Origin of the sequence: Psychrobacter halotolerans, from assembly GCF_039680845.1 — a bacterium.
Taxonomy (GTDB): domain Bacteria; phylum Pseudomonadota; class Gammaproteobacteria; order Pseudomonadales; family Moraxellaceae; genus Psychrobacter.
Window position 1 is genome coordinate 498,822 of record NZ_JBDKWD010000002.1, and the last position, 18,834, is coordinate 517,655.

Annotated in this window: 15 protein-coding genes; 8 read left to right on the forward strand and 7 right to left on the reverse strand. The window is 44.2% G+C overall.

What is annotated here, in order from left to right:
* Window positions 1-15 precede the first annotated feature (15 nt).
* Entirely contained in the window at window positions 16-4,338 is a 4,323-nt protein-coding gene (locus AAJP47_RS05795) for an Rne/Rng family ribonuclease (protein WP_346716949.1), read from the reverse strand.
* Between the two features lie 1,222 nt (window positions 4,339-5,560).
* On the opposite strand from AAJP47_RS05795, the gene AAJP47_RS05800 reads away from it, so the two are divergent.
* Together AAJP47_RS05800 and AAJP47_RS05805 are read left to right on the forward strand one after the other, a co-directional pair.
* Window positions 5,561-6,571 (forward strand): RluA family pseudouridine synthase, encoded by a 1,011-nt coding sequence (locus tag AAJP47_RS05800; protein ID WP_346716950.1) that lies wholly within the window; start codon window positions 5,561-5,563, stop codon window positions 6,569-6,571.
* Between the two features lie 148 nt (window positions 6,572-6,719).
* Complete coding sequence (locus tag AAJP47_RS05805; RefSeq protein WP_346716951.1) at window positions 6,720-7,433, forward strand: HAD family hydrolase; 714 nt, start codon at window positions 6,720-6,722, stop codon at window positions 7,431-7,433.
* Between the two features lie 104 nt (window positions 7,434-7,537).
* Here the strand turns inward: AAJP47_RS05805 and yihA are convergent, their stop codons facing one another.
* Window positions 7,538-8,323, reverse strand: coding sequence for a ribosome biogenesis GTP-binding protein YihA/YsxC (gene yihA, locus AAJP47_RS05810; protein WP_346716952.1), 786 nt, complete (start codon window positions 8,321-8,323; stop codon window positions 7,538-7,540).
* Between the two features lie 430 nt (window positions 8,324-8,753).
* On the opposite strand from yihA, the gene AAJP47_RS05815 reads away from it, so the two are divergent.
* The 4 genes from AAJP47_RS05815 to AAJP47_RS05830 all read left to right on the forward strand — a co-directional run bounded on the left by AAJP47_RS05815 (window position 8,754) and on the right by AAJP47_RS05830 (window position 11,838).
* Window positions 8,754-9,104 carry a c-type cytochrome gene (locus tag AAJP47_RS05815; RefSeq protein WP_346716953.1) on the forward strand — a complete coding sequence of 117 codons (351 nt, stop codon included), beginning with the start codon at window positions 8,754-8,756 and terminating at the stop codon, window positions 9,102-9,104.
* A 324-nt stretch (window positions 9,105-9,428) separates the two neighbouring features.
* Window positions 9,429-10,097: a c-type cytochrome gene (locus AAJP47_RS05820; RefSeq protein ID WP_346716954.1), complete on the forward strand. Its 669-nt coding sequence runs from the start codon at window positions 9,429-9,431 to the stop codon at window positions 10,095-10,097.
* 233 nt (window positions 10,098-10,330) lie between these two features.
* Window positions 10,331-11,473, forward strand: a complete 1,143-nt coding sequence (locus tag AAJP47_RS05825; RefSeq protein WP_346716955.1) for a hypothetical protein — start codon at window positions 10,331-10,333, stop codon at window positions 11,471-11,473.
* Window positions 11,461-11,838 (forward strand): RnfH family protein, encoded by a 378-nt coding sequence (locus tag AAJP47_RS05830; RefSeq protein WP_346716956.1) that lies wholly within the window; start codon window positions 11,461-11,463, stop codon window positions 11,836-11,838. Before AAJP47_RS05825 ends, AAJP47_RS05830 begins: the two co-directional genes overlap by 13 nt.
* 28 nt (window positions 11,839-11,866) lie before the next feature.
* Here the strand turns inward: AAJP47_RS05830 and AAJP47_RS05835 are convergent, their stop codons facing one another.
* On the reverse strand, window positions 11,867-12,286 hold the full coding sequence (locus tag AAJP47_RS05835) for an outer membrane protein assembly factor BamE (RefSeq protein ID WP_346716957.1): 420 nt from the start codon (window positions 12,284-12,286) through the stop codon (window positions 11,867-11,869).
* A gap of 326 nt (window positions 12,287-12,612) precedes the next feature.
* Between AAJP47_RS05835 and fur the strand changes: the two genes are divergently transcribed.
* Window positions 12,613-13,047, forward strand: coding sequence for a ferric iron uptake transcriptional regulator (gene fur / locus AAJP47_RS05840; protein WP_346716958.1), 435 nt, complete (start codon window positions 12,613-12,615; stop codon window positions 13,045-13,047).
* A gap of 190 nt (window positions 13,048-13,237) precedes the next feature.
* On the opposite strand, the gene AAJP47_RS05845 is transcribed toward fur, so the two are convergent.
* Both AAJP47_RS05845 and AAJP47_RS05850 read right to left on the reverse strand, forming a co-directional pair.
* A complete protein-coding gene (locus AAJP47_RS05845; protein ID WP_346716959.1) occupies window positions 13,238-14,359 on the reverse strand; it encodes a PilT/PilU family type 4a pilus ATPase in 1,122 nt (373 codons plus the stop codon).
* Window positions 14,360-14,439: 80 nt separating this feature from the next.
* Window positions 14,440-15,495, reverse strand: a complete 1,056-nt coding sequence (locus AAJP47_RS05850) for a type IV pilus twitching motility protein PilT (protein ID WP_346716960.1) — start codon at window positions 15,493-15,495, stop codon at window positions 14,440-14,442.
* Window positions 15,496-15,884: 389 nt separating this feature from the next.
* Between AAJP47_RS05850 and AAJP47_RS05855 the strand changes: the two genes are divergently transcribed.
* Window positions 15,885-16,613: a YggS family pyridoxal phosphate-dependent enzyme gene (locus AAJP47_RS05855; RefSeq protein ID WP_346716961.1), complete on the forward strand. Its 729-nt coding sequence runs from the start codon at window positions 15,885-15,887 to the stop codon at window positions 16,611-16,613.
* A 25-nt stretch (window positions 16,614-16,638) separates the two neighbouring features.
* On the opposite strand, the gene AAJP47_RS05860 is transcribed toward AAJP47_RS05855, so the two are convergent.
* Together AAJP47_RS05860 and paeA are read right to left on the reverse strand one after the other, a co-directional pair.
* Window positions 16,639-17,406, reverse strand: a complete 768-nt coding sequence (locus tag AAJP47_RS05860; protein WP_346716962.1) for a phosphatase PAP2 family protein — start codon at window positions 17,404-17,406, stop codon at window positions 16,639-16,641.
* 116 nt (window positions 17,407-17,522) lie between these two features.
* On the reverse strand, window positions 17,523-18,797 hold the full coding sequence (gene paeA, locus AAJP47_RS05865) for a polyamine export protein PaeA (RefSeq protein WP_346716963.1): 1,275 nt from the start codon (window positions 18,795-18,797) through the stop codon (window positions 17,523-17,525).
* Window positions 18,798-18,834: the final 37 nt, after the last annotated feature.

The following is an 18,834-nucleotide window of genomic DNA, read 5'->3' on the forward strand; positions in this document are numbered from 1 at the left end:
CTTAAGCTTATAGAACTAGCTATCGCCATCTACATCGTTTACGTCATTTGCCTCTAGCTTTTCAGCTTGGGTTGGCTTTTTATGATCGACTTTAGGCTTGCGAGTGCGCGCTTTTGGCACTTTTGGCGTGGTCAAATTAAACATACCTGTCTGTGGTAACAGTTGCTCCGCCACATTTTCAATCATGTTCTTGTAGCTGGCAATCGTAGTTTTTGACTTCGCAGCCTGACTTTCTTCTTTGGTTAGTTGCTCGGTTTTAGCATCAGCTTCAACCTCTGTGACAGCATCGGCTTGTTCCTCGCTAATCATAGTGTCCGCTGCTTCAACCGCTGCTTCAACCGCTGCTTCAACCGCTGCGCTTTGAGCGTCAGCATCTTCAGCCTCAGACTGCTGAGATGATGCTTGTGCTTGGTCTGCTTCTAGAAGTTGTTCGCTATCTTTACTGACACCCTCTGTTTGTGCTTGATTGGTCAGAGCAGTTGCCGCCACATCATGCGCATCAACTTCGTTCCCAGTGTGCGGCGACTCAGTGCTTGATTCGTTGGCAACGTCTGTCTCAGCGTCCTGTTCAGGAGCAGCGCTTAGGTGTGCTGACTCTTGATAATCAGGATGCTGGCCACGAGGATCGTTGCTGGCACGTTTGCCAACAGCGCGTGGTTCAACATCCGTTTTACCTTGCGGCGCTGCAAACTTACTGACAGCTTGTGTCATTGTCTCAAAGCGCGCTAGGTAATCAATAGTCAAAGGCTGATAACCATAGTTGCTAAAGTTAAAGCTCTGATCGACAGACGCCTCACTGGCTTCTGTACTTGCTTCTGTATTGGTCACCACGCTATCGGTGTTGGCAACTTCTTCAGCCTGCTGTACTTTTGCTTTATATAGAGCAATCGTCTCGATGAAGCAGTTAATCACGCCGTTTTCATCTAAGCGCGTTTGCGCGTCTGGCAGCGTCGCACGAATGAACTCACCAACCGTACCACGAATAGTTGGGACACTTATCGCGGCTTGCTCATTGGCTTGCGGCTTTTGAGTGGTTTGTGCTTGCGTGCGCTGACGACGCACCACACGTGGGTCGTTACTGGCTTGACCAAATTTCTCAGCGGTCACGTAGCGCGTGGCAAACAAGACTTCATGGGTCAGTTGTAGCGCTGAACCACTAATGTTGCTCGTGCTATTTTCTTGAGCATCTTTTACACCCTCACGCTTGTCAACGTCAGTCGTATTGCTTGCTTCTGGATGCTTTGGTGATGCTTCAACAGTTGCTACTTCAGGCACTTTTGCGTCTGACACATCCGTTTGAGCATCCGCTGTCTGCTCAGAAGGTGACTGCGTTGCTGTGTCTAGCGTAGCTTCTTTTTCCGCTGGGTTAGGCTCGGTTTTAGAAGCACTCTCTTGTACCGTATTCTCAGTAGCTTTTATCTTAGCTTCATCAGACGTATGCTCACCAGACTTATGCTCACCAGACTTAGACGCACCAGATATAGCTTCATCAAGCTTAGACTCATCAGTTTTTGCAGCGCCTTTGTCCGTCACTTTTGGCTCAGCAGTTTGCTCAACAGCGCTTTTTACGTCTTTGCTTTGTTTATCAGTACGCTGTTGATCGGCACGTTGTTGATTGCTAACTTCTGTCGTTGCATCGTCTTTTGATAGAGCATTCACTGAGTCTTGTTGAGCCAGTTGATGTTTTGTCGGGGCAGATTTGCTGTCATCTAGAGACAAATGCACAACTTCTGGAGACTTGAGAACAGCTGGTGCTTCATTGACTTGCAACACGACCTCATTAGGGTCTTGATTGCGGCGCTTGTCCGAAGTGTTCTTATTGCTATTGCCCTCTGTCGCTGTCTGCTGATGTTGCTGTGTATTCTCAGCGGTTAGTGTCTCGCCGCGCTCAAGTTTCCCGCGTGAGCCACGTTGACTATGTGATTTGCGCTTAGTTCGAGTCTGCTCAGCGGCTGCATTATCGTTTTTGTCTTCAGAGTCATTACGCTCATTTGCATTGCGTTTGTTGTTCTGATGATTGCTATCTTGACGATTAGTGTCTTGGCGATTACTGTCTTGACGATTGTTGCGATTGCGATCATTCGTACGTCTGTTGTCTTGCTGACGCTTATCTTGATGACCAGACTGCTTATCATCGCCATCATTTGAAGCTTGGCTGTCAGTATTGCTATTTACTTCGTTGTTGGTGTCATCTGTCTGCTCTTTTCTTTGGCGCGGCTTAGAAGATCTCGATTTGCGCGACTTACGTCTTCTTCTGTCTTCATTGCTGCTATCATCCGTATCGCTGTCCGAATGACGACGTGCTTGCTGACAATTGGCATTGTTGTCCGACGATCCAGCGTCATTCTTTTGCTGGTCATTTTGCTGATCGTTTTGTTGAGCGACTGGTGCATTATTGGCAGCAGTGTGCAACGCATTGCTATCCACTTGTCCAAATGAGCCTAAGCTTTGCGCACCCGTATTGACCAGCGCTTCGATGGCTTCAGCGGCATCACGGCTGCTGACACTTGGTGTGGTGGTGGCTTGCGGCGCTTGAGCAAACAGGTTAGACAGCCAGGCAACCGCTTGTGGCTGTGCGGTCGTCTGACTATTGGCAGGTTGCGCTGCTACTGGCGCTGATGCAACACTTTGATGCTGGCCGGATTGCTGAGTAGCATTAGACGAACCATTGTTTTTGTGGTTGCGATGATCATTGCTATGGTCAACGGTATCGGTTTGCTTAACAGCAGATTTATTGTCTGGCGTTTGACGTGGCTGACGCGTTGGCTGTTGTTCTGGACGTTCTTTTTCAGCAGTTTGCCAATCCACATTATAGCCAAGATCGCTGTGTTCTTGCTGCTGGGTATCCGTGATACGCTCATAGCTCGATGGAGCAAAACCGTCACGGTTAAAGTGCAGCTTAAAGTTCGGTGATTCTAAGTGTGCATGCGGTAAAATCGTGATACGAGTGCCGCTGTCTTGTTCAAGATATACGAGGCTGTCGCGCTTTTCATTTAATAAGAAGGCGGCGATGTCAGTCGGTACTTCTGCTTGTACTTCACCTTGACGCTCTTTTAACGCAATTTGCTCAATCTGACGCATGATGGATAGTGACAAGGAGCGCAAATCACGAATCATGCCATTACCATGGCAGCGCGGGCAGATATAACCCGTTGATTCTTCTAATGACGGACGCAGACGCTGACGGCTCATCTCCATCAAACCAAACTTAGAGATATCGCCAAACTGTACGCGCGCGCGGTCGTATTTGGTGGCATCAATCAGGCGCTTTTCAACTTCTTTTTGATGCTTATTGTCGTTCATGTCGATAAAGTCGATAACGATCAAACCACCCATATCGCGCAGACGCAGTTGGCGTGCAATCTCATCTGCGGCTTCTAAGTTGGTATGGTAAGCGGTCTCAGCAACGTCTGAGCCTTTGGTCGATTTGGCTGAGTTGATATCGATAGAAACCAACGCTTCTGTTTGGTCAATAACAATTGAGCCGCCTGATGGCAGACGCACTTCACGTTGGTACGCCGTTTCGATTTGTTTTTCGATATTAAAGCGTGAAAACATTGGCTCATAATCGGTATATTTGCGCAATTTTTCCGCTTGTTTTGGCATGACGGCGTCAATGAAACCTGCCGCTTCGATGTAAGCGTTTTCGTTATCGATCCAAATCTCAGAAATATCATCGCGCAAATAGTCACGGACAGCACGGGTAACGACGCCTGCTTCTTGGTGCACCAAACGTGGCGACGGATATTTTTGGTTTTGTTCTTGGATGGCTTGCCAAATGTTGAGCAAATGGTTCAAATCATGTTGCAAGTCTTCTTGCGTTTTGCCAATACCAGCCGTGCGAATGATGACGCTCATGCCTTTTGGTAAATCAAGATTGCTGAGCATACGCTTCATGTCTTCGCGCAGCTTGCCTGAGATTTGACGAGAGATGCCGCCGCCGCGAGGGTTGTTTGGCATCAATACCAGATAGCGTCCCGCTAATGATACATAAGTCGATAATGCAGCGCCTTTGTTGCCGCGTTCTTCTTTTTCGACTTGAACGATCAGCTCGTCGCCTTCTTTGATCAGCTTTTTGATATTTTCATCACGTGGATTGCCACTCAAGTATTCGGTTGAGATTTCACGAATGGGCAAAAAACCTTGACGCTGTGAGCCATATTCGACAAACACGGCTTCAAGTGACGGTTCGACACGCGTTACGTGACCTTTATAGATGTTGGATTTTTTTTGTTCACGGGTACGGTTTTCTAAGTCGAAATCGTATAGATGGTTGCCTTTACATAAGGCGACACGAATTTCTTCGTTTTGAGTAGCGTTGATCAAGATGCGTTTCATATTAATATCCTATGAGTACGCATAACAACGACAAGATGGGCTTTCAAGCGTGGTGGCAAGTATGGCTAATGGTAAGATTAGCGTTGACGGATTGTGATTAACAGTAAAACGTAAATGGTGGGTTTAATAAAACACGTCGGTTTTCAATGGCTTATTTACCTAAAATGATTAGCAGGAGTAATGTCGCTAATGAGAATATAAACGCAATAGGGTGTAAGTCTATGTATTTATATTTTTATCCTATTATTGGTCGGCTTGGGTTAAATATTAATGCATAAGCATACTATTGTATTATCAGTAAGTTCTGGTGGTAGCTTGGGCGGCGCACGTTACAAAAGCGCGCGACGGTCAGTTACTGGTTTAAAAATACTGATACTAAAGCAGTATCGTGCTGGTGCAGTCCATCCATCAAAGTCTAGCAATAATATCGCTGTTACAAAGTCTATTATCTAAAATAGGTGTCGCAGCGGTTATCCATTTAGGTGAAGCAATTGGTTACTCTTTATTTATCGTTCTGTCAAATGTCACGTCAATAATATTTGGGGCGTTTTAACATTAAGTATCGCAGCTTCGGTGATCAGCGGGGCGTACTTGGCAAACAGAATACATGACCAAACTTATAGGGGCAGTGCTGTATTTACATCTTATTTATTGTCATCTGTTTGGCCACCAATACTTAGGCAGCTATCGAGTTACTTCTCGATCCTAACGTTAAACAGCCCATACTTGCTCAACGACGCTCGCGTAAAAGACCATCAGATAAGTAATTATTAAATAATAAATAGTTATCCAGTAAAGTCGTTGTCATGCGGGTGGTGAGTCAATGTTGTGTCATTATCGGTCAACAAACAGGCGCTTGGCCTTGCTTATTCACGCTGAGTCTATGAACACAAAAGTATGTAGTATCACTATTTATTTTATGGCACTGATTATTTCATGTAATTGACTATAATCAATGCAGTTACTTCAATTTATGGGGTCACATCTATTAATATCTATAAGTGATATATGCCAATAGACCGTAGGCCCTAAAATCAGATGAAACGTTCAACCTTTACAGGGTATATAGCGTATACCATCTTACCAACTAGTAGTAAAAATGAGGATAGGCTATCTGAAACAACAATGATTATTGCTGTAGCTTCTGCTTAATTGGCGCTCAACATGCTAAACTATAACAAATCTTTGTGTAAATACCTAACTAAAAATGACGAACTCAAAAATGACCGACGACGCACCAATCCATGAAGCCCCTGCTATCTTCAATAGTAAAACACGCCCGCAAAGCGCTGACGATGAGATCAGCAATTTTGGCAAGGTGAACTATCTTGAAGTCACGCGCCATCAGCACGACCAGCGTTTGGATAACTTTTTACTCAATCGCTTAAAAGGGCTACCAAAATCGCATATCTATAAAATGATTCGCTCCGACGAGGTGCGCGTTAATAACAAACGTTGTAAAGCGCATGACAGAGTACAGCGTGAAGACGTGGTACGTATTGCCCCGGTAGAGCTTGCAACGCGCGACAAACCCATTATCAGCACCGAATTTGCCAACAGCTTACTGGCACGTGTGGTCTATGAAGATGAAGGCATGCTGGTTCTTAACAAACCTTCTGGCATTGCGGTTCATGGCGGCAGTGGCTTGGACTTTGGGGTGATTGAAGCCATGCGCGAAGTGACGGGTAAAAAATACCTAGAGCTGGTACATCGCATCGATAAAGATACCTCAGGGCTATTGATGATTTCTAAAAAACGCTCAGCCTTAAAAACGTTGCAGCAGTATCTTGTGGACAAAACCATTCAAAAGCACTATTTATGTCTTGCTAAAGGACAGCCTGCGCTCAATGAGCAATGTATTGATGCGCCATTACTACGTTATACGCTGGCGAGCGGCGAGCGCCGTGTCAAAGTTGATGCGCAAGATCCACAGGCCAAAGAATGCCAAACGGACATTGTCGTACATAATCGTTTTACACTGGCAGGTCAGTCAGTTAGCTTGATCGAAGCCAAACCATTAACAGGCCGCACCCATCAAATCCGTGTGCATTTGGCTCATATCGGTCACGCTATTTTGGGTGATGATAAATATAACGTACATGATAAATCAGGCGTACATCGTCTGTGTCTACATGCGTGGCGCTTAGATATTCCAGGCTATGAGACAATTACTGCACCGCTACCAGAAGATATGGCAGACTGGTTACCAGAGCAAACCAAATTGCCTGAATAAGATTGAAACGTAGAAGTCATTGTCTACAGGCTACTTCTGTTGAAAACTATCTCCTTAAACGTCACGATCCCTTATTATTAATCACTAATAATTTGCCGTGACGTTTTTGTATTCACTATTTACTATCACTATTCGTTAAGGTCAATTCATGAGTGAACCCTCTATCGCCCCTAATCGAGCACCCGCGAAACCCTCTCAATCATCAGACTCGCATCTCTTAGCAGATAAAACGCTGATTATTTTTGATTGGGATGGCACGCTGATGGACTCAATCGGCTTGATTGTTGAATCCATGCATGTAGCAGGCGAGGCGCATGGCTTCCAAACGACGGATAAGGAAGTACAAGACATCATTGGACTGAGTCTAATGAATGGCATTGAGATTTTATATCCTCAAGCAACCGATACCCAAAAGCTGGCCATTCAACAAAGCTACGCCGATTACTATATTCCTAATAGTCATCGCACGCCCTTCTTTGCGCCCATAGAAGCGATGCTGCAGACCTTGCAACAGCAAAGCAAACGTCTGGCGGTTGCCACGGGCAAAAAAAGAAGAGGACTTGATCGGGTATTGGATGCCTCCAAAAGCCATGACTACTTTGTTATGACACGCTGTGCGGACGAGGCAGGTTCAAAACCTGATCCACAGATGCTTAACGACATCTTAGATTATACGCAGCAACAGATTTCTGACGCCGTTTTTATTGGTGATAGCATCTATGATATTCAGATGGCCACGCAACTGGGCATGACCAGTATTGCGGTTAATTACGGTACAGCATCAAGTGCGGAGCTGGCTGCGCAGAACCCCACTTATCAAGTAGAGACGCCGCAAGCTTTAGCGGATTTATTATGCGGATAGTGCAAAAAGCTATAACTGTTTAATAAAGGCACTAATCAAAAAGGGTTTATCGCAAATAACGATAAACCCTTTTTTATGACAGACGCTGCTTAGTTAGCGCTTTTTTACTTATCAATGTTTTGCACAATATCTGACGGTTTATTGTCACCGTTTTCAGTATCGTTATGGTCAGTAGCATCATTGTCAGTAGCATCTGACTCACTAAGATCGGTCTCAATAAGTTTGTCATCGTTAAGCTGGTAGTCATACCAGTTGCCCATCACGCCCGCCAACTCATCAAGACCTTCTTTTCTTAACGCTGAAAATAACTGAATCGTACACTTCAAACCCAGTTTTTTCAGTCTTTTGCGCGTGTTCAGAAGGGCGTTTTTGGAAGCGCCGTACTTAAGCTTGTCTGCTTTGGTCAACAAGATGTGTACTGGCAGGTCACCATCTTTGGCCCAGTGTAGCATTTGCTCATCGAAAAACTTTAGCGGATGACGAATATCTGTCATCAGCACCAACCCTGCAAGGCTTGAGCGTGAAACCAAATATTCTTCTAGCTCAACTTGCCACTCTTTTTTCATCTCAAGCGGTACGGCCGCATAGCCATAGCCTGGTAAATCAACCAATCTTCTATCAGTATCGCCGATACTAAAAAAGTTAATCATCTGCGTACGCCCAGGCGTTTTAGATGAGCGGGCCAGCTGTCGCTGATTGGTCAAGGCATTGATCGCCGAAGATTTGCCTGCGTTTGAGCGTCCTGCAAAAGCAACCTCTAGACCCACATCAGGGGGACAGAGACGAAAGGTAGGCGCTGATGTCATAAATTCGGTTTGTTGAATTTTCTGACGAGACTTGGTGTTGAACAACGCGTGTTCTGCGGCAACATCTGTAAACGGGGTACTCATAAATGGCTCATTAATCTTCAAAAAATGGATACGGTCGCAAATCTTTAATGGGGTAATGGTTCTAGTCAAAATTAAGATAAAAAGATCAGGGACACAAACGGACTGATAGAGAGTGTGGATTGATTTTTGGTCATCAGCAGACAACAAGACAATCTTTAAAGCAATCTTTTTAGAATACTGACTATTCTATACTATTACCTGTCTTACTGATTGAAATAACGGTGATTAACATCATATAAATGCCAGCATAACATTAAATGTCATCTGTGATTGACCCTAGCACTGGCATAAAAAGCGTTACCAAAGCCAAACTTTATTTGTCTAGGTTTCCATGACATACATTGTTACAATGTTTACTCAGATATGTTGAATGAACATCGTTTGGTCGAAGGGCTGATTAAACGGATGACACATCAAATGGAGGTGTTCTATGTTCTCAATTACCAAGATTTTCAGTCAAACTCCTCGAACTCTAATCGGTAATGCAGCTGGATTACTGTTGACTGGGCTATTAGCAAGTAGTGCCATGATGACCAGCGCGCAAGCCGCAGATATCGCAACGACCTATGATAACTCATGTGCTGCCTGCCACGATAGTGGCGCGTTAAATGCCATCAAAAAAGGTGACAGCGCAAAATGGCAACAGCTTATACAGCAAAAAGGTATGCCAACCCTGATCAATTCAGTAAAGCGCGGCATGAGTCAAATGCCTGCTGGCGGACTGTGCGGCAATTGTGACGATGATGACTATCGTCAGCTGATTGATTATATGAGTAAATAAAGGCCTTATCAATAACACCGAATTATTAAGACACCGAATTATTAAGACAAAGCACAGGTGTTTTTGCACACTTTTATTTAAGTGATTTTTTAGTACAGCATTAGAAAAACTGGCGGATATGACGATTAAGTAGGCAAATCCTGCAAAGTCTTGCTATAATAATTAAAAATAAACCCTGATGATAGTAAGTACTTTCAGACTGCTTGTCTCCAAGACCTTAAAATACATGTCTGCTTTGTTAATAAAAGGGCAGCTTATACTGGGTATCTTATTAGTACAATCACTCTAAATAATGCTTACGCCGAGCTAGTAGGATTTGTATCAATGAAAAAGTTAATCGCTGCTGCCAGCTTATGCGTTGCAAGTTTCAGCGTACAAGCTGCTATTGTTGTTCCTGAGTATGATATTAACGCCGGTAAGCAAGTTGCAGAAACCGTTTGTGCCGCTTGTCATGGTGTTGATGGTGTTAGTGTGGTTCCTGCGCAGCCTAATTTAGGCGGTCAAAACGTAAAATATCTCTACAAACAGTTGGTCAACTTTAAAGCGGGCTACCGTAAAAATGGTATCATGCAGTCGCAAGTGGCAAACTTATCTCAGCAGGACTTGGCCAATGTGGCCGGTTACTATGCCAGTCAAGCACCTTGGGGCGTGGGTTTTGGTAATCCTGCCACCAACCAAGAAGCAACCAAGCTTTTCTTAGGTGGTGATAAAACACGCGGTATCATTGGCTGTGCAGGTTGTCATGGTCCAGATGCTGCTGGTAATGAATGGGCAGCATTTCCACGTCTAGGTGGTCAGCACGCTCAATATATCGCCACTCAGTTAAAATTATTCCGTGCCGCAGGCCGTGTTGATGACATCGATAGTGATGAGCAAAAGCGTGTCAACGATGCGGCAAAAGAAGGCGAAATGGGCATGATGCAAACAGTGGCCTCTAAGCTATCAGACCGCGACATTCGCGTATTGTCTGACTATATAAGCGCTATCCACTAACTCATCGGTACTGTTTACGCCAGTTGCTGTCGCCTTTATCGACAACAACATGCACGCACAATTTATTTTCGTTACGATTTAGCTATCAAACCCCGATTTCGGGGTTTTTTTACAGCTGTCTGTCCCTCATATTATAGAGACAATATCAAAGTAAAATCATATACAGGCGTTTGCCATTACTCTGTGTGATGATACATTGTCGTTATTCCCATTAGATCGTTTGGATTTAGATTATGATGATCCGTTATGCTTCTTATTTTATCGCAGCTTTGCTACCGTTATTGCTGTTTCGCTGGTTTGCGCCTGCCTCAGTTGGTGAGATCGATTTTTGGTTGCTTTGGCTGCTTGCCATGATAGTGGTATCGCTGCCGATCGTTTATGCTGAAATCGCGTTGGCCTATCGCAGTGTCGAGGCACCATTAGCAGGAATGCAGAAGCTTACTCGTGAGGCGGATGCCAGCCCAGTATGGCGTAGCTTCGGTTGGTTGGCAGCATTGGTATCTATTGTTATTGCCGCACTGGTTATATCGGGTGCTAGCACAGGTATATTAGCCGCACTGACTGATCTCAATAGCGCACCAGATTTGCCAAGCTTTGCGCTTGGTGCAGGTTTAATTGTTATTACGGTTCTACTAAGTTTGCTTGGTGTGGCACCTTTACCCATTGGGCTAGGGCTGATGGTGGTGGGTTTATTATTGGGCGTGGCAAATGGCTTGCCCACGATTGATTTTGCCATGACGGATATCAGCTTAAGTGAATGGGCACGTGCGGTGGCGCTGGCATTGGTCAGTGTTGGGGCGGGTACCGGCTTATATTGGTTTGGTCAAAATCTTGTGAGCAAACAGGTCATTACAGCCGTCGATGCCAACAAAGCTAATGCGCAAAAGTCTGCGCGCAAGCGTGCAGCTAACGAGTATCGCGCGAGCAAATTGGTACTACCGATCTGGATATTGCAGTTGGTCGTTGGGGTGGTTGCATTACTATTAAGCGGTATGTCATTACCACCGATTGGTCAGCTATTATATTGGGTAGGGGTGCTGTTTGTGGTTAGCTATTTGCTGCACTATAGTACTCAGCAATTGGCGCATAAGTTTGGTCTATTGATCAGCTTGGTCGCAACCTTAGTATTAGCACTGATATTAGTCGTTGCTATTCCAACCACATGGTTGGTTGGTATCTTGGTCATTATTAGTAGCGTGGCGGTTTTATTGTTGTCAGTATTCGTGGGCTGGCAAATGAAAATCAGCCATTTGCGCAAGTCATTGAACTTTGGTAATGAAGCCTTGTACAACTTATGGAGGGTGGCTATACGCTTAGTGGTACCGTTAGCGTTGTTACTTGCTCTGATCGGTTGGGTAATGCAGTGGCTGAGCTGATAGTGAAGGACGATAAAACAGACAGTCAAAGTGCGGCATCTGTAGGACGCGAGCCAATGACAGTATATTTGGCCTATGCAGAAGACGCACAGCGCCAGCATTATTTGGCGTTACAAGTGAGCCATGGAAACAGTTTGTATGATGCGCTTGTGCAAGCAGGATGGTTGGAGCAGTTTCCAGAGCTTGATAACTGGTGTCAGGAGGTTATAGACATTGTCACACCCACGGCTAAGCGTTGGCATGTGGGTGTCTATGCAAAAAAACAACCGCTCAACTATCAGTTGCAGCCACTTGACCGCATCGAGGTATATCGTAGCTTAAGCGCTGATCCAATGTCTCAGCGCAAAAGTAAAACTCGGGGCTAAAACGGCAATGATAGAGCGTTGATGGCAATTAAGAGACCGGAAGGCTCTCTATACCTTCAATACGGCTAACCAAGCCATTATCATCGAAATAAACAACCAAATGCTGGCTGGCATCTTTCACATCGGCGATGCCTTTGCGTCGGCCTTCTGTACCCGCTTGATAGTCATAAATATAATCCCAGCGCTTAGGCTCAAGCGTGTCTCTAATGGCCGGACTACCAAGAATATAAAGCACTTGGTTTTGGTTCATGCCCACTTGTAGTTTTTGAGCTTGGGTCTGAGTAATCGCAGTACCTTGTGGCAAGTCAATCCTATAAACACTCAGTAGTGAGCAGCCAGACATAGCCACAGCAGCACTTAGCATACTGGTAATGACAATCTTGCGTAATGCGCTGGTAGGGCTTAATGGACGAAAATTTAATGTCTTTATCATGGTAAGATGACTCATAAGAAATGAATTAGGCACGGCCAACGTTGATTGATACTTGTCTGGCCGACAATCTTGGACAAATGATACGTCATTTACTTGCAATTTCCTACCACTTACGACATTATTTACCAAACGCTACCTGAGCGATTTGGTTATTTATATTTAAAATTCATAGACTTGCATTGAGATTTTCTCAAAAAGAACAAGCTAGCCATTTATTTAGAGCAAGCCAGTTTGCGGTTATTAGAATATTTTATATCGAATAAAAAGTAATCATTAACGATTATTTATCTCATATTTTTGATTTTTTATTTGCTAAGACTTTTATAGTCAGAAGGAATACTATGGCTTCTTTTACCAATCAAGATTTACGTAAAGCCGGATTAAAGGTGACATTACCTCGTATCAAGATTTTAGAGCTGCTCGAGAGTGCCGAGTTGCATCACATGAGTGCAGAAGAGATTTATAAAGCGCTCATCGAGCAAGGTGAGGATGTGGGCTTGGCAACGGTTTATCGTGTGCTCACCCAGTTCGAGCAAGCTGGAATCGTTGAGCGTCACAACTTTGAAAACAATCTATCGGTGTTTGAAATCACTCAAGAAGGACATCACGATCATTTGGTTTGTGACGTTTGCGGCAAAATTATAGAGTTCCATAACGAGGTGATTGAAGAAGAGCAACTTCGAGTCGCGGAAAAGCATGGTTTTAAATTATCAGGACACTCATTGGTATTGTACGGCATCTGTAATAACCAAGAATGTCGCGACAGCGCCAAATAGTTAGGTTGGCGATTAAGCAGCATAATTACATATCGCTTAGTTAAGTAAAATAACGCTCCTTTTAGAGAAAGTAATCAAAGTCTCGACATTAAAAAAGCCTTCACTACTAAAAATGAAGGCTTTTTGCATTTTAAAACGTATGTGTGCCAGTCGCAAAACCAGCACAGTAGATTGGACAGGATAGGTGTAACTAAGTGATATCGAGTGATAAGCTATCAGCGCCTTCATCCAAATTGACCGTTCCACTTTTACTACTCAGTTTGATTTTTAAGCGCAAATCATTTGGCGAGTCGGCATGGAGAATGGCTTCTTTATAAGTGATTTCCCCTTGTTCGTATAAGTCAAATAGGGCCTGATCAAAGGTCTGCATACCGCTATCGCGTGAGCGCGTCATCACATCTTTGATTTCATGAACCTCACCTTTACGGATATAGTCACTGATCAATTGTGAGTTTAATAAAATCTCAATGGCGGCGCGTCGTCCTCTACCATCCGGGGTTGGAATAAGCTGCTGCGCGATAATGGCCTGTAGGTTAAGCGACAAGTCCATAAACAACTGATTGTGGCGACTGGTTTCAAAGAAGTGAATAATACGGTCAATCGCTTGGTTGGCATTATTGGCATGCAAGGTGGCAAAAACTAAGTGACCTGTTTCAGCATATTGAATCGCGTAACTCATGACCTCACGATTACGAATCTCACCAATCAAAATAACATCAGGCGCTTGGCGTAAGGTATTTTTTAGACCCGCTTCAAAGGAGTGTGTATCAATACCGACTTCTCGCTGGGTAATGATACAGCCTTGATGCTTATGAACAAACTCAATCGGATCTTCAATGGTAATGATATGACCTTGAGAGTTTTGATTGCGATGTCCGATCATGGCCGCAAGGGTCGAGGATTTACCCGTACCCGTGGCACCAACCAACAAGATAATCCCACGTTTTTTCATTGCCAGCTCTTTTAGTGCGGGCGGTAAGCGCAATTCTTCAACCGTTGGGATTTTATTCTCAATTTTTCGTAAAATCATTCCTGCCATATCACGCTGTATAAAGGCGCTGACCCGAAAACGTGCTTGCTGCGCTTCATCAGAGATGGCAAATTGACACTCGTTTGTCTCTTCAAATTCCGCTTGCTGGCCTGGTGTCATCACCCCTTTAACCAGTCTCATGGTTTGCTCAGCACTTAAGGGCGTTTTGCCCACTGGCAGGATTTTCCCATTTATTTTCATAGAAGGGGCGACATCAGCAGTAATAAAAAGGTCAGAGCCATTTTTATTAATCATTAATTGCAATAGTTTATCAATGTCCATATCGTACCTGCATTCGATGTAAATCGATTAGAAAAGTGGCTGAAATCATGCTGTAAAGATTGCTAATAATGATGGTACTACTATAAAAAAGCTTCAGGTTGTTTGGCGTAAGGGCGAGCCACGTCTTTGGTGATAGTGCCTTTACCAACCAAATTCTTGAGCGTTTGGTCAAGCGTAATCATCCCGTCACCTGCACCCGTTTGAATGGCCGAGTACATCTGAGCGATTTTATTTTCCCGTATCAAGTTGCGAATGGCAGGCGTGCCCAGCATGATTTCGTGAGCAGCCACGCGGCCACCGCCTTGACGACGCAGCAGCGTTTGTGAAATAACGGCTTGTAGTGATTCTGATAGCATCGCACGAATCATATCTTTTTCTGCAGCGGGAAACACATCAATAACACGGTCAATGGTTTTAGCTGCTGAGCTGGTGTGCAAGGTTCCAAATACTAAATGCCCTGTTTCGGCCGCCGTCAATGCCAAGCGAATGGTTTCAAGATCACGCAGCTCACCGACCAAAATCACGTCTGGATCCTCACGTAATGCAGAGCGTAGGGCAGGCTCAAACCCTAACGTGTGACGATGAACTTCACGCTGGTTAATGAGGCTTTTTTTGGACTCATGGACAAATTCAATCGGATCTTCAATGGTTAAAATATGCTCTTTGCGGTTTTCGTTGATGTAGTCAATCATGGCAGCCAAGGTGGTCGATTTACCAGAACCAGTCGGACCGGTAACCAATACCACACCGCGTTTAAAGTCTGAGACGCGTTTGAATACATCGCCCATCCCCAAATCTTCCATGCTCAAGACCTTGGAAGGAATGGTACGAAAGACAGCACCGGCGCCGCGATTTTGATTAAAAGCATTGACCCGAAAACGCGCTAAATTGGGGATCTCAAAAGAAAAATCTGTCTCAAAAAACTCTTCAAAGTCTGCACGCTGCTTATCATTCATAATGTCATAAATAAGCTGATGCACCACTTGATGCGTCATCGAAGGCATATTGATGCGGGTCATCTCGCCATCCGCTCGAATCATGGCTGGCATACCCGCCGAAATATGCAAATCTGACGCTTTGTGTTTGACGGTAAAGCGCAGCAGGTCTTCAATGCTTAAGGTGTTTTTTTCAGCCATAATCAACTATTCCTATCAATAAGAGTAAGACAAAAGAGCTTAAAGGTGTGCGGTTGCCAATCGATAGATGCTCTTGTTTCGGCCAATAAATTTGATGGATAATAAGCGATACCACTTACCATTACTTTCACATGCCGCCATATATGTTATTTCATGTAACAATATAATAACAAGACTATTGTCATTTAACCATCTACTACATCAACAAAATGTAAAATTAGTTATGCTGGTAATCAAAGCGTGGACTGCTAAATAACCAACTTTTGGCAGAACTTTAGTGATAAATACGAGTAGTCACAAAGACTGGCAGTGATAATTGCTAAAGGTAATATGCTAAAGCGTGTCCAATCATTACAAACGATCTGTTTCATTATCCTTGTGAGCCTTCTATGACAAATTCTAAAAACAATATTAATAAAGATATCGATGACCAAAGTCTTATCAATGATTGGCAACAAGTCAGTAAACAAGTAACTCAGGCTTGTGAGCAAGCAAGCAGGCCCGCTGAAAGCGTGCGATTGCTAGCAGTCTCTAAAACCAAACCTGCGGATATGGTGGCAACATTGGCTAAACAGGGACAAACGCATTTTGGCGAAAATTACTTGCAAGAAGCCATCGAAAAAATAGACGCCTTAAAAGACAAACCTGAATGCGAGAATATCGTTTGGCACTATATCGGTAGTATCCAGCGTAACAAGACCCGCGATATTGCCGAACATTTCGATTGGGTACAAACGGTTGAGCGCGATATCATTGCCAAGCGTTTAAATGACCAACGTCCAGCCGAGATGTCACCATTGAACATTCTAATTCAGTTGAATATTGATAATGAAGCAAGTAAATCAGGATGCTTGCCAGAACAATTGCCTGAACTAATAAATACTATTAAGGAATATGAACGCTTGCAGCTGCGAGGTTTGATGATTATTCCTGCCAAAGCAGATACCGATGCTTTTGCTCGCACCAAGCAAGTATTTGACGATATTAAGCATCGCCACCCAGAGCTGAGTGGCTGGGATACGTTAAGTATGGGCATGAGCGGCGATATGACCGAGGCAATTGCTAACGGTGCCACCATCGTACGGGTGGGAACAGCAATCTTTGGCGCAAGAGAGTAGTGATAACTTGCTAACATGGCTGTCTTTATTCGCGATTTTTTATTGAAGGCTCGTCAAGTTTGTGATGGTGTATCAAAGCACCATACTGAGTGAGAAAAAGTTTCCGTAACGCATGGACAAAAGGCAACTTGCTGCGGTGTTGCCATTGTACCCATTCAAGCGCCAATACGCAGAGCGTGAGCCAAATGGTGCCTGCAAGGTAACCTGCTACGATATCGCTTGGAAAATGGGCACCCAAGTAGATTCGACTGGTACCAATTAATAAAACGAGTACGCTGAGGATAATGGATAGCGCTGTTTTTATAGCGCTTTTATGTGTGCTTTTGATAATTAAATATATCAGAAACCCGTAAAAAACAAACGAGCCCATGGAATGACCACTTGGGAAACTAAAGCCAATCGCATCGATTGCCTCATTGATAGACGGTCGCCCTCGCTCATAAATTTGTTTTAATAACCACGTCAATGCGCCATTGCCGCCGATTGCAATGATAAAAAATAACGTTGTCCACTTATCTTTGGCTTTAAACCACAGTAATAAAACCACAATCACCGACACACTGGATAAAAACCACACAGAGCCGATTTCTGTCACTAACGTATACATGACATCCAGTGAGGAGGTGGCGATGGTTTCAAAAAATCCAATGATGTGGTTGTCAAAGGTCTCTAACTTGTCTTCTAAGACTTGGCTTGCCAATGCAGAAAACAGCCACATCAGTAATATGGCCATCCTTAAACCGATGATCAGAAACATCGCTAAAAGCCCTGCACGCTTAGTTTCTGCTTCCATAATGCACTTGCCTTTGCTTAGTAAAATTTATCTCATTTTGTGAATGGTAAAAGATTATAAATAGGATAATTTTGAATCAAATCATCAAATCATCAAATCATCAAATCATCAAATCATCAAATCAGGTCATCAAACTTGGTCACCAGCATTTGCGTGATTTTGAGATTGTCAGTGGCGATAATTTCGAACCGATAATTGGCATATTCAATCGTGTCTGTTTTCTTTGGAATTTTGCGTAGCATATACATCATAAAGCCACTGATGGTTTCATAGTTTTGACTGCGCGGCAAGCTGACAATATCTAAAGCGCGAACCACATCTTCAATGGGCGTCATGCCATCGATTAACCAAGAGTTGTCTGTACGCTGGACAATGGGCTGCTCCTCCATGGTCACAAGCTCGCCCATGACGATACTCATGACGTCTTTGAGGGTAATTACCCCAACCACCAATCCATACTCATTCACAATCACGGCAAAGTCAGCACCCGTAGACTTAAACATCTCTAACACTTCAAACAACGACAAGGTATCAGGAACAAACAAGGCCGGTTTGAGTAGCGCCTTGTCAGTTAGGCTGACCTGTTGCTGGTTGAGAACCAATGCCAAAAAACTACGCGATTCTACATAACCCAAGATCTGTTCTAAATCATCTTCATGACAGACCAAGAATTTATTGTGCGGCTGTTCGATCATAACCTCAACGACGGCTTCGGTGCTGGTTTTGGTATCGAAATATACGATATTTTCGCGCGGATTCATCACTGATGTCACCGTGCGTTCTTGCATATCAAAGATGTTTTCGATGAGATGATGCTCTTGCTTCTTGATTACCCCTGCTTCCGCACCTGCATCCATCACCGCATAAATATCTTCTGGCGTCATATCGTCTTGGCGTATGGTGGAGATACCCAATAGCTTAAAAAGGCCCGTGGCAGCGCCATCGAAAACCCAAATCACAGGTTTGAATAAAAAAATCAACAGCATCATCGGTCTAACGAGTCGCACCGCGATCGTTTCAGTGTTTGACATGGCTAGACGTCTGGGCATCAGATCAGCAAGTAAAGAAAACAAGCTGGTAATCAACACAAAGGATATGACAGACGATATCGCTTCGTTATTCACCAACTGCTGAAGGTAGGGGCTGATGGCAGACTCTCCAACCGCACCCGCCGAAATAGCGACTGCATTGAGCACCACTTGGACGACCGTGATAAAACTGCCCGGATGCTCTTGCATTTTTAGGACATCGAATCCACGCACATCGCCTTCTTTTGCCATGATTTGCAGCTTGATTTTGCGAGCCGCAGCAATGGCAATTTCAGCAGCGGAAACAAAGGCACTGAGAGCAAGTAATACAACAAGGAAGAGACTGGCGGTTAGCAAACTCATGACATACTCGGTAAAAAGTCTAGGGATTAGAAATAAT

Bases quoted from the DNA above. Each gene is read 5' to 3' on its own strand.
- fur (WP_346716958.1), top strand. From the start codon at position 12,613: ATGGCTTCTTTTACCAATCAAGATTTACGTAAAGCCGGATTAAAGGTG.
- AAJP47_RS05850 (WP_346716960.1), bottom strand. From the start codon at position 15,495: ATGGCTGAAAAAAACACCTTAAGCATTGAAGACCTGCTGCGCTTTACC.
- AAJP47_RS05825 (WP_346716955.1), top strand. From the start codon at position 10,331: ATGATGATCCGTTATGCTTCTTATTTTATCGCAGCTTTGCTACCGTTA.
- AAJP47_RS05815 (WP_346716953.1), top strand. From the start codon at position 8,754: ATGTTCTCAATTACCAAGATTTTCAGTCAAACTCCTCGAACTCTAATC.
- AAJP47_RS05805 (WP_346716951.1), top strand. From the start codon at position 6,720: ATGAGTGAACCCTCTATCGCCCCTAATCGAGCACCCGCGAAACCCTCT.
- paeA (WP_346716963.1), bottom strand. From the start codon at position 18,797: ATGAGTTTGCTAACCGCCAGTCTCTTCCTTGTTGTATTACTTGCTCTC.
- AAJP47_RS05795 (WP_346716949.1), bottom strand. From the start codon at position 4,338: ATGAAACGCATCTTGATCAACGCTACTCAAAACGAAGAAATTCGTGTC.
- AAJP47_RS05835 (WP_346716957.1), bottom strand. From the start codon at position 12,286: ATGAGTCATCTTACCATGATAAAGACATTAAATTTTCGTCCATTAAGC.
- AAJP47_RS05860 (WP_346716962.1), bottom strand. From the start codon at position 17,406: ATGGAAGCAGAAACTAAGCGTGCAGGGCTTTTAGCGATGTTTCTGATC.
- AAJP47_RS05855 (WP_346716961.1), top strand. From the start codon at position 15,885: ATGACAAATTCTAAAAACAATATTAATAAAGATATCGATGACCAAAGT.
- AAJP47_RS05800 (WP_346716950.1), top strand. From the start codon at position 5,561: ATGACCGACGACGCACCAATCCATGAAGCCCCTGCTATCTTCAATAGT.
- yihA (WP_346716952.1), bottom strand. From the start codon at position 8,323: ATGAGTACCCCGTTTACAGATGTTGCCGCAGAACACGCGTTGTTCAAC.
- AAJP47_RS05820 (WP_346716954.1), top strand. From the start codon at position 9,429: ATGAAAAAGTTAATCGCTGCTGCCAGCTTATGCGTTGCAAGTTTCAGC.
- AAJP47_RS05845 (WP_346716959.1), bottom strand. From the start codon at position 14,359: ATGGACATTGATAAACTATTGCAATTAATGATTAATAAAAATGGCTCT.